The sequence below is a fragment of the Pseudooceanicola sp. LIPI14-2-Ac024 genome, assembly GCF_042188925.1.
Classification (GTDB): domain Bacteria; phylum Pseudomonadota; class Alphaproteobacteria; order Rhodobacterales; family Rhodobacteraceae; genus Pseudooceanicola.
In genome coordinates this window covers 3,307,501-3,317,357 of record NZ_CP170102.1, presented here as the reverse complement: position 1 = coordinate 3,317,357, position 9,857 = coordinate 3,307,501, and the positions used below count along the sequence as shown (strand labels likewise).

Genomic DNA, 9,857 nt, shown 5'->3' with positions numbered 1-9,857 from the left:
TGTTTCGAGTTCGTGCCGGTGCCGGCGCTTGGCCCGGACCGGTTTTTCGTAGGGCTCAGCCAGCGCGAAGTTCGCTTGCGCACTGACCGTGCCGGTCTGTCGGGTAAAGTTTTTCTGCGCCGGACGCGTGGTCCGACCGAAAGGAAAAGACATATGATCACCCCCCAAGGTGCAACGGGATGATCGAATGGCGACAATTGGCAGCACCGCCTCGGGTCTTATGTTCCCGGACCTTCCCTGACGTTACCCTAAGGAAGCTTGGCCGTTCGGCAAACTCTTATTTTCCACCAGCTAATTGTTTCCATTTGAATACCGTCCAAATGACTCGGAAACTAAATTCTTGCGACGATACCACCCAGGGCTTAGCGTTTCCGAATGCCTGTGGATAACGCGCCAGCTGCGACCCGAAAAATAGCGTCCTTCGTGCTGTCGGCCGAGCCGGAACGCTGGACCAGCGCCGGGCTGCGGGACCTGCCCAAAGGTCTCCTTCTGGATGCGCAGGTCCGAGCCTCCGCCCCAGTATGGTTGCATATCGTCGCCGAGACCGGCATGGCGGGATTTCTGGAAACCGGGGCATCCCTGGTGTCGACGGGAATGGCTTTGGCGCCCGGCGTCAGCGCTGTGGTTCCCGAGGCGGGCGACTATTTCCTGATCATCGACAACCGGGACGGGGACCGCCCTTCGGAAGCGCAGGTCACGATTTCCACGACGGAACCAGGACAGGTCGATCCGTCCGATTGGCTCCAAATCGCGAACAATACTCTGGCGCAGGTGGCCAAGGCGCTTGGCACTGTCTTCAGAATTGATTCTCCCGACCTGCGTGTGGAACCGGTCGGATCACTCGCCCCCTTCCGCGAGGCGGAGGACGCGATCGGCGCAGAATTCTCACGACACATCCTCGAACACACCACGGCCGCGACCGCGTCCCCGCTGATGATACTGGCGATCTTCCGACATCTCGGCCCCCGGCTTCTCGCCCTTTCGCCGGGGCCTGCTCCGGAGGACGAGAGCTTTCCCGCGGCGCTCATGGTGATGCTCGGATACCGCTCCCAATGCGAAGCGGCGCTCGACTACCTCGGCACGCCGGAGCTGTCGGACCGCCTTGTCGCCCCGCTGCCCTGGTCCCCCTTCCCCACGGTGGACATGGCGATCGACTGGAAACGGCGGCTGGCTGGCGGGGGGCTCCTGTCCGACTGGGAGAGCCGGTATCTCGGCGCGCTCAGAGACGACATGCTGACGCGGCTCCAGCACACCCCTCCCGAGTGGCTCGCCCCCGCCGCACTGGAGCGCGAGATCGCCGGGCGGACGCCGAAGGCGTGAGTGGATAGACGCGAAGAGCCTACGGTCGAAGAGCACGCTGACTGCAATACCGAACGCCCGCGCTCGACTTCGGATCACCAGACCCCTGCTGAGAGCCCCCTGCTGTCCACGCGCTGACCCTGACCACCGAAATCGCATGCCCCGCTGCGCAAGATGATGCTCAGCTCCTCGGGCGATTGCTCACCCTGCGCCGATCAAAGCAGAAACTGCTCTGCCCCCTGAAAACTGGACCGTTTGAAGCTGGAGTTTCCAGCTAATCTTTCCTGGCTGGGAGAGGAGCGGAATCGCATGAAGGCATCGAGGTTCACGGAGGCGCAGAAGGCGTTCATCCTGAAGCAGGGCGAGGAAGGCACGCCGGTCGCGGAGATCTGTCGCAAGGCCGGGATCAGCCAGGCGACCTACTTCAACTGGAAGAAGCGATACGGCGGTCTGCTGCCGGACGAGATGCGCCGGCTGAAGGCGCTCGAGGACGAGAATGCCCGACTGAAGAAGATCGTCGCCGACCTGACGCTGGACCGGGAGATTTTGCAGGACGTCATCCGGCGAAAGCTCTGAAGCCTGGCCGGATGCGCGAACTTGTTCGCGGGATGTGCATCGATTGGGGCGTATCGATCCGCGGGGCTTGTGGGGCCCTTCGGTTCGACACCTCGACGTTCCACTACAAGTCCCGCCGCACCGACCAGGCGGCCGTCGAGAGACGGATCAGGGAGATCTGCGAGACGCGGGTGCGCTACGGTTATCGGCGTGTCCACGTCCTGCTGCGGCGCGAGGGATGGGTGATCAACCACTGCCCGACAGGGCATTGCTAAGCAATGTCCCGAGAGGGATGAAGAAGACGCGCAGGATTTACAACGAATTGGGCCTTCAGCTGAGGAACAAGCACCCGAAGCGTAGGGTGAAGGCGAAGCTGCGGGAAGATCGTCAGGAGGCGGTCGGTCCTAACGAGGTCTGGGCCATGGACTTCGTTCACGACCAGCTCGCCATGGGCAAGAAGCTCCGCATCCTGACAGTGGTCGACACCCATTCCCGGCTCTGTCCGGCGGCCGATCCCCGCTTCGCCTACCGGGGCGAGGACGTCGTTCAGACGCTCGAGAAGGTCTGCGCCAGGATCGGCTACCCAAAGACGATCCGGGTCGACAATGGCAGCGAATTCATCTCCCGCGACCTCGATCTCTGGGCCTATGCCAACGACGTCACGCTGGACTTCTCACGGCCCGGAAAGCCGACCGACAACGGCTTCATCGAAGCCTTCAACAGCAAACTGCGGGCGGAATGCCTGAACGCCCACTGGTTCATGAGCCTTGCCGACGCCCGCGAAAAGCTGGAAGATTGGCGTAGGCACTACAACGAAGACCGCCCCCACAGCGCGATCGGATACAACGTCCCGATTGCCGTGCATTATCCCGATGGCGCAACCAGCCCGTCATCGTGACACAGCCGGGAAAATCCAGCTTCCGGCGGTCCAGGGTTGGGGAGCAGTGCAGATGCCGGCATCGACCGCCGCCAGATATTCGACCACGTCATCGGCGCGCCCAGCCTCGACGAGTTGCGCCGCAGTCAAACCTGAGAACCCCGGGATAGACTCTTCGCGAAACCAGCGCGTTGCCAAATCCGGCGTCGGAAACCTGGGCCGGACGACGGCCATGACGCTCTCAGCGTCGTCTGAAATTGGCATCTGATCGCTCCGTATTCACCTGCTTACCGTGGGCTTGAAGCCGATATTGGTCAACATCCTGAATGGCTCGCAGATTTCGGGCGCGGTGGTGTCTGATGCGTTTGAGGTACTGGTCCAAAAGAAAAGGCGCGGGCCAGGTCCCGCGCCTTCGTGACGATATCTCGCGTATTCTCAGTGACTACTGCTGCTGTTCCGCATGCGCACGCCCCTTCCTGCTCCCGGTGGACTCTGCCCGGCGAGCTTCGACCTGTTTCGTGACACCCTCGGGCCGTAGATCGTGTAGGGCGATCTTCTGGGCCGAGGTGGCGGGTGCGATCATTTCGACCCGGGTGAAGAACTCCGTGAGGAACGCCTCATCGGCGTCCGCCAAGAACTTCGTGAACTTGTCCAGCAGAACGCGGATGATCGCGTTCTCGGCGTCATCGCGGTCGGACTTTTCGAGGATGGTCAGGATGACCTTCTTTTCATTTTTAGTGAATCCCATCGAGGGACCTGCCTTTCCAAATAAAGTTGAACCGGGGCGAACCCGCGACCGGAGGGACCTGGCTCCTCTCGGCTGGACGGGAAGTGGTTCTTGGCCGGAGAAAAAAAATCTGGTTTGGTTGGTCTCATTCAGGACTTTTCCTCGGTGTCACGTTCGCCGGGGCCTTTGCGCGAGAGGCGGGTCTTCAGGCGTGCGAACTCAGGCCCCAGACCGTCGAGGACCGCGGACATGCTCTCCCGGGTCTTCTGCGGCAGCCGTCTGACAAGAGCCGCGAGACTGGCCCGAGCGGCTTCGACCAGGGCGAATTCTCGTCGGAGGCGATCTTCCGCTTCCGCCTCAGCTTTGCCCCGCAACCGTTCCAGCGCCTGGCCGAACAGGCGTCGCGCTGGTGACAAAGCCGGGGCCGTTGAACCGGTCTTGGATGCGCCCTGGGCAGTTGCCTCCTCGGTTCCCTCGAACATGGAAATGTCGCCCTTGATAACCGCTGCCGCGATTTCCAGGACTTCTTCGGCCTTCTGCTCCCGTTGCGTGACCTTGGTCTCTCGGCTGGTCAGCTTACATTCACGCTCCGCCAGCTTCCGTTCCTGCCTCCGGCGCCAGTCGCGCGGGCTGACGTGCCGCCGCTTCTTCGGAACATCGACCGGCCTGACATCCTTGCCCGACGGGTCATCCTTCCGCAGGCGAGCATTGTGCTCGATGGCGTCCCTGATCTTCTCGGCCCGGCGTTCGCCCCTGACGAGGCCGGCTTGGGCAAACCACGCGCCAACGCTGTCCTGCGCGGCCTCGTAGTCCTCGATCATGGCGTGTTTCGATGGCTGCAGGACACGGCGGCCGTCTTTCGTCACCGCGCGCGGGAGGATCACCGCGTGAACATGGTAGGTCGTTTCATCCAGATCGGCTCGGGCGTGCACCACATCGTCGCCGAAATGCTCGAACAGCCACTGCTTGGCGAGGTCCTCGAAGTGCTCGGTCCTGCTGCGCGGCGTCCGGTCGCCCTCGATCTCGTCGCCGCCAAACAGGTCGTCGACGGGCGATGTCATGACGCCATCGACGATATCGGTCTCTGGAGCGTCCGTTCCCCGAGGTGCGTCCGCCTCTCTGCCCTCGAACCATTCGCGGTTCGCGGTGAGGATGATCTCGCGCATGGGGCCGTGCCGGGTCGCACGCCACGGATCGCGCGGACCGTTGGCCACGCGCTTCTTCCATTCCGTCGTCCGGCGCCGGGCCTTGAGCTTCTCGAGATCCTTGGCGTGGTTTTCGAGCGCCATGTCGGCGACCTCCTGCTGCGCTCGCTTCGCCCAGTCCTCCTCTCCGATCAGCCGGCGGTTTCTGGAAGTCCGGCTCGTGTAAACATGGCCGAGGTCACCCCGCTGTCGGGTGCGATGCACCTCGAAGCCACCGATGTCCTTCGGCCACATCCCCCGCATCCTCATCACCACCGGATAAGCCTTCGCCACGTCCTGTACTCCATCCTGGAGGTCGGGAAGTGGGTCCCCGTCGCAAATCCGGATGGACAGGTTTGTTCTGCGCCCCAGCCTGCGGCGCTCCCTCGGGAGTGCAGGGCTGGTTACTCACTAATCAGACCGCGCAGTCGTCGCCTGCGGCGCCTTTGTGCTCGGTCTGCGTTCGCCAGGGGGACACCCCCTGGACCCCGGCCGCGCTGGCGCGCGGCTGCGGGAGGCGCGCCGCCCTCCCACACCCTCCCGGGGCCTTCCGCCGGACCAGAGGGTCATCGTTCCGCACTCCCCCTCTGGACACCCCCTGCTCGCAAGGGCGTCGTTCCGCACTCCCCTTGCATCCCCTGCTCGGAGGGGCGTCGTTCGCCACTCCCCCTCCACCCCCTGGCGTCTTCCGACGGACCAGGAGGCCGTTCCGCACCCCTCCTGGACCACCCCGCTCCCGGGGGAGACCGTTGCGCACGTCTCCCCCGAACCCCCTCTCGGCGTGGGAAGGCGGCGAGGCCGGACGCGGTCCTTTCGAAGCCGCGCGCGTGTCGTGCCACGCGGCTTCGAAAGGACCCCATCCGGGCTCCGGGCGGCGTGGGCGCGTCATCAAGAGGAGACCCCATGACGATGAACACCACTTGGAAGAAGACGCTGAAGCGCGGCGACGTCGTTGCGTTCCGGTTCCCGCACCAGCGCGAGGGAGAGAACGACCCGAAGGTTCGCCCCACGCTCGTGCTCGATGTCGAGGACCGTTTCGGCGAGCTCTTTGCATGGCTTGCCTATGGCACCACCAAGGGCATGCCGAAGAAGCTGCGCGGCTACGCGATCAAAGTCGAACTCGACGACGAAGTTAAAGCGGCGTCGCTGAAAGAGCCGACGTGGTTCAACTCGACCCGCCGGCTGCTCGTGTCGCTCAACCACTCCGGCTTCGACGTGAACCCCGTCAGCGGAACGGCGGTTCTCGGCCAGCTCACCGGATGGTCGGCGGATCGCATGAACGATGTCCGCGCGCGTATCCACGCAGAGCGCGACATCCGCCGCACGCAGCTACACCGCCGTCGTCGCACTCAGCCGCGCGAGGTCACTGTCGAACGCCGCCGCAAAGGCAAGCTGCTCGCGACGGAGCTGCGCCATGTCTGATCTGAAGCTCGACTACGACCCGATCCTCGAGGCGACGTTTCAGGCGCTCGAGCTGAAGCGCTCCGCCATTACCGCGCTCAACAAGCTCGCGGGCACGCTCGACAAGCGGGCGGCGCGCTATGCGTCGGAACTCGCCATCCAGATCGATCGCGATCGCATCTACGGTGCACGGGATCTGCTGGCTTTCGAGCCGGTGCTCGACGCCGCAAGCCACGTGATCGTGGCCGGGCGCGTGCGGAAGATCGACGTGAAAGAGTGGGGCGACCCTGACGTGTATTGGACGCTCACGGAAGACGCGCTGAAGGTCCACAACCTGCGCGAGGACGTGGCGGCCCTGCACGAGGCCCTCTCCCGCCTGCATGCCGTGCGCCGGGCGGAGGTCCTGGCGCTGCAGTTCCGCACGGAAGACGCCGCCTGAAGCGGGTGCGAGCGCTGGATTCCCGGCGCTCGCACCAAATCAAACCAAACCGCTTTTCCGAAAATGGCATCCGATCAGACTTCTTGCTGGCCCATGTGGCAAACCAAGAAACCCAGGAGCCATCGAGCAATGAACAACTCGACTCACAACGACGCAAACAGCCGCCTACAGATCGAGGCCGCGAACGACAATCCAGGCGGAGCGATCCGTGTCGAGATGACGCTCTCGGCATTCGTGACCGTCATCGCGAAGGCCTACGTTGCCCAAACCCAGAAGAAGGATCACACGGCATGACGATCCAACAGCGGAAAGCCCGCCGCGCCGCCGGCTCGGCGACCCACGCCAAGCAGGATATTCAGCCGAAGGTCGTCCTCTACGCACGGTACTCGACCGAGAAGCAGAACGAGATGTCGTGCGAGGACCAACTTGCGCTCGCGCGCGAGACGGCTGATCGGCTCGGCTTCGAGATCGCGGGCGAATACTCTGACCCAGCCTCAACAGGCCGGACGCTCCTCAGCAGCCGCCCCGGAGTCTGCGCCATGAAGGAGCGCATCAGCCTCGGGGACGTGCGAGCCGTCATCGTGGAGGGCGTTGAGAGGATCGGTCGGCGCGCAGCCGACATCAGCACGTTTTCGGATTGGATGGAGAGCCGGAGCGTGGAACTGTTCGCGACCCACGGCGGCAAATTCGACTGGAAGCTCATGCCGTTCCACGCCGCCATCGCAGAATTCCAGTCGCGCGAGATCGCCGACAAGACACGCCGGGGTCAAATCGGTACGACGAAACGCGGCCGCGTATCCGCGGGACTGGCCTACGGCTATCGTGTCGTTCCTTCAGAGAAGGGGCTCAACCGTGAGATCGATCCGGGCGAAGCCGAGATCGTGCGACGCATCTTCGACGACTACGCCGCCGGTCACTCGCCGCGGAAGATTGCGGCCAGGCTGAACACGGAGGGTGTTACCTCCCCGTCCGGTGGCAAATGGAACGACTCCACGATCCGAGGCAACGCAAAGAAGCGCGACGGCATGCTCCGTAACGAGGCTTATGTCGGCGGGATCGTCTACGGCCGGAACCGCTTCTCCTATGATCCTGACACCGGCAATCGCATCTCACGGCCGGCGACTGAAGAGCACCACATCGTCTTTGGTGAGGCGCCCGAGCTCGCGATCGTCTCGGACCAGGTCTGGAACGCGGTGCAGGATCGGCTGGAGGCGACCCACGCCAAGTATGCAGGGAAGACGGCGCCGCTCAACGAGAGCCATCGGGCGCGCTACCTGCTGAACGGCATCGTAAAGTGCGGCTGTTGTGGCGGCGGCTTCACCATCACCGGCAAGGAACGGTACGGATGCTACACGAGAAAGACCCGCGGCAAGCAGGAATGCGGGAACAGCCGCACGATCACCCGCGACAAGCTTGAGGATCGCGTGCTGGCCCGGCTGCGGGCCGGTCTCATGACCCCGGCCTTCGCTGAGCAATTCGCCACGGAGGTGGAACGCCTGTTGGCGGAACAAGCGCGGGGGCATGCACCGGACAGGGCGTCCCTTGAGACCCGGCTGAAGAAGGTCGAAACGGCAATCGAACGTTTGCTCGACAGGCTCGAGACCGACGAAGCCGGAGACTCGCTGCTGGGCCGCCTGAACGCCCGTGAGGCCGAGCGTGACGCCCTGCGGAATGCCTTGGCGGACATCGACCAGCAAATGCCCTTCGTACCGCCGTCGGCTTCGGAGCTCGAGGCGGTGTACCGCGCCCAGGTGGCACGGCTGGAGGACCTCCTGACGGGCAGTGACCAGATGGTGGCGGCGAACGCGCTGCTGCGCGACCTTCTGGGCGAGGCGCGCGTCTGGGGCGATCCCGAGGCGCGGGACGGCATGCGTATCGAGATCCGGGGCAAGTTGTCCCGGGTCTTTCAACCGGTTGTTGGAACGCAAAAAGCGCCCTATTGGGGCGCGTCTTTGTCTGCGATGCAGATTTCAGTGGTTGCGGGAGCAGGATTTGAACCTGCGACCTTCAGGTTATGAGCCTGACGAGCTACCGGACTGCTCCATCCCGCGCCAATGGCCTCGTGGTCATGTGATCAGAGGCTTTGTTTTTTCATCGTCGAGAGATATCTGAGGGGGTTTTCTAGGTCCGGCGGCGACTTACTCTCCCACGTCTTAAGACGCAGTACCATCAGCGCGACGGCACTTAACGGCTGGGTTCGGGATGGGACCAGGTGTTTTGCTCGTGCTATGACCACCAGACCGAGGAAACCCCCTCTTTGATCGTTGTCCAAGCCGTACGCTTGTTGGTGTGTACGACTGTCTGATTTTTCGAAGCCTGGCTTCTACTGGATCAAATCAAGCCTATCGGGCCATTAGTACCGGTCAACTGAACGCCTTGCAGCGCTTACATCTCCGGCCTATCGACGTGGTGGTCTACCACGGCCCTCAGGGATACCTTGTTTTGAGGGGGGCTTCCCGCTTAGATGCCTTCAGCGGTTATCCTGTCCGGACATAGCTACCCTGCACTGCCGTTGGCACGACAACAGGTCCACCAGTGGTCCGTTCACCCCGGTCCTCTCGTACTAGGGGCAACTCCTCTCAAGTATCCTACACCCACGGCAGATAGGGACCGAACTGTCTCACGACGTTCTAAACCCAGCTCACGTACCTCTTTAAACGGCGAACAGCCGTACCCTTGGGACCTGCTCCAGCCCCAGGATGAGATGAGCCGACATCGAGGTGCCAAACACTGCCGTCGATATGGACTCTTGGGCAGTATCAGCCTGTTATCCCCGGCGTACCTTTTATCCGTTGAGCGATGGCCCTCCCACTTGGGACCACCGGATCACTATGGCCGTCTTTCAACTCTGCTCGACTTGTCAGTCTCGCAGTCAGGCTGGCTTCTGCCATTGCACTCAACGAGCGATTTCCAACCGCTCTGAGCCAACCTTCGCGCGCCTCCGTTACGCTTTAGGAGGCGACCGCCCCAGTCAAACTACCCGCCACACAGGGTCCCGGAACCGGATAACGGTTCGCGGTTAGACATCAAGCGAAGCAAGGGTGGTATCTCAAGGGAGGCTCCACCGAGACTGGCGTCCCGGTTTCAAAGCCTACCACCTATCCTGCACATGCTTGGCCTGATGCCAGTGTGAAGCTGTAGTAAAGGTGCACGGGGTCTTTCCGTCTAACCGCGGGAAGCCTGCATCTTGACAGGCAATTCAATTTCGCTGAGTCGATGTTGGAGACAGCGGGGAAGTCGTTACGCCATTCGTGCAGGTCGGAACTTACCCGACAAGGAATTTCGCTACCTTAGGACCGTTATAGTTACGGCCGCCGTTTACCGGGGCTTCAATTCGGAGCTTGCACCCCTCCTTTTAACCTTCCGGCACCGGGC

Annotated in this window: 8 protein-coding genes, 1 tRNA gene, 2 rRNA genes and 1 pseudogene (1 of these 12 running past the window's edge); 6 read left to right on the top strand and 6 right to left on the bottom strand. The window is 62.9% G+C overall.

What is annotated here, in order from left to right:
• Positions 1-375: 375 nt before the first annotated feature.
• Together ACE2AC_RS16400 and ACE2AC_RS16395 are read left to right on the top strand one after the other, a co-directional pair.
• A complete protein-coding gene (locus tag ACE2AC_RS16400; protein ID WP_375688497.1) occupies positions 376-1,320 on the top strand; it encodes a hypothetical protein in 945 nt (314 codons plus the stop codon).
• A gap of 288 nt (positions 1,321-1,608) precedes the next feature.
• A pseudogene (locus tag ACE2AC_RS16395) lies at positions 1,609-2,752 on the top strand (IS3 family transposase).
• On the opposite strand, the gene ACE2AC_RS16390 reads toward ACE2AC_RS16395, so the two are convergent.
• From ACE2AC_RS16390 to ACE2AC_RS16380, 3 genes are all read right to left on the bottom strand, one after another.
• Entirely contained in the window at positions 2,744-2,965 is a 222-nt protein-coding gene (locus tag ACE2AC_RS16390) for an antitoxin Xre/MbcA/ParS toxin-binding domain-containing protein (protein WP_375688496.1), read from the bottom strand. The pseudogene ACE2AC_RS16395 and the gene ACE2AC_RS16390 sit on opposite strands and share 9 nt — an antisense overlap.
• A gap of 208 nt (positions 2,966-3,173) precedes the next feature.
• On the bottom strand, positions 3,174-3,479 hold the full coding sequence (locus tag ACE2AC_RS16385) for a hypothetical protein (protein ID WP_375688495.1): 306 nt from the start codon (positions 3,477-3,479) through the stop codon (positions 3,174-3,176).
• A gap of 128 nt (positions 3,480-3,607) precedes the next feature.
• Positions 3,608-4,897: a hypothetical protein gene (locus ACE2AC_RS16380; RefSeq protein WP_375688494.1), complete on the bottom strand. Its 1,290-nt coding sequence runs from the start codon at positions 4,895-4,897 to the stop codon at positions 3,608-3,610.
• 648 nt (positions 4,898-5,545) lie between these two features.
• Here ACE2AC_RS16380 and ACE2AC_RS16375 point away from each other — a divergent pair.
• From ACE2AC_RS16375 to ACE2AC_RS16360, 4 genes are all read left to right on the top strand, one after another.
• Positions 5,546-6,064 (top strand): hypothetical protein, encoded by a 519-nt coding sequence (locus ACE2AC_RS16375; protein ID WP_375688493.1) that lies wholly within the window; start codon positions 5,546-5,548, stop codon positions 6,062-6,064.
• A complete protein-coding gene (locus ACE2AC_RS16370) occupies positions 6,057-6,482 on the top strand; it encodes a hypothetical protein (protein WP_375688492.1) in 426 nt (141 codons plus the stop codon). Before ACE2AC_RS16375 ends, ACE2AC_RS16370 begins: the two co-directional genes overlap by 8 nt.
• 129 nt (positions 6,483-6,611) lie before the next feature.
• Positions 6,612-6,776 (top strand): hypothetical protein, encoded by a 165-nt coding sequence (locus ACE2AC_RS16365; protein WP_375688491.1) that lies wholly within the window; start codon positions 6,612-6,614, stop codon positions 6,774-6,776.
• Positions 6,773-8,500, top strand: a complete 1,728-nt coding sequence (locus ACE2AC_RS16360) for a recombinase family protein (protein ID WP_375692127.1) — start codon at positions 6,773-6,775, stop codon at positions 8,498-8,500. The genes ACE2AC_RS16365 and ACE2AC_RS16360 overlap by 4 nt, the downstream gene beginning before the upstream one ends.
• Here ACE2AC_RS16360 and ACE2AC_RS16355 read toward each other — a convergent pair.
• The 3 genes from ACE2AC_RS16355 to ACE2AC_RS16345 all read right to left on the bottom strand — a co-directional run.
• Positions 8,457-8,533: transfer RNA gene (locus ACE2AC_RS16355), tRNA-Met, on the bottom strand. The genes ACE2AC_RS16360 and ACE2AC_RS16355 overlap by 44 nt on opposite strands.
• A 74-nt stretch (positions 8,534-8,607) precedes the next feature.
• Positions 8,608-8,722: ribosomal RNA gene (gene rrf, locus ACE2AC_RS16350) — 5S ribosomal RNA — on the bottom strand.
• Positions 8,723-8,814: 92 nt separating this feature from the next.
• Positions 8,815-9,857: ribosomal RNA gene (locus ACE2AC_RS16345) — 23S ribosomal RNA — on the bottom strand (it continues 1,785 nt past the right edge of the window).

Bases quoted from the DNA above. Each gene is read 5' to 3' on its own strand.
- ACE2AC_RS16400 (WP_375688497.1), top strand. From the start codon at position 376: ATGCCTGTGGATAACGCGCCAGCTGCGACCCGAAAAATAGCGTCCTTC.
- ACE2AC_RS16390 (WP_375688496.1), bottom strand. From the start codon at position 2,965: ATGGCCGTCGTCCGGCCCAGGTTTCCGACGCCGGATTTGGCAACGCGC.
- ACE2AC_RS16385 (WP_375688495.1), bottom strand. From the start codon at position 3,479: ATGGGATTCACTAAAAATGAAAAGAAGGTCATCCTGACCATCCTCGAA.
- ACE2AC_RS16380 (WP_375688494.1), bottom strand. From the start codon at position 4,897: ATGTGGCCGAAGGACATCGGTGGCTTCGAGGTGCATCGCACCCGACAG.
- ACE2AC_RS16375 (WP_375688493.1), top strand. From the start codon at position 5,546: ATGACGATGAACACCACTTGGAAGAAGACGCTGAAGCGCGGCGACGTC.
- ACE2AC_RS16370 (WP_375688492.1), top strand. From the start codon at position 6,057: ATGTCTGATCTGAAGCTCGACTACGACCCGATCCTCGAGGCGACGTTT.
- ACE2AC_RS16365 (WP_375688491.1), top strand. From the start codon at position 6,612: ATGAACAACTCGACTCACAACGACGCAAACAGCCGCCTACAGATCGAG.
- ACE2AC_RS16360 (WP_375692127.1), top strand. From the start codon at position 6,773: ATGACGATCCAACAGCGGAAAGCCCGCCGCGCCGCCGGCTCGGCGACC.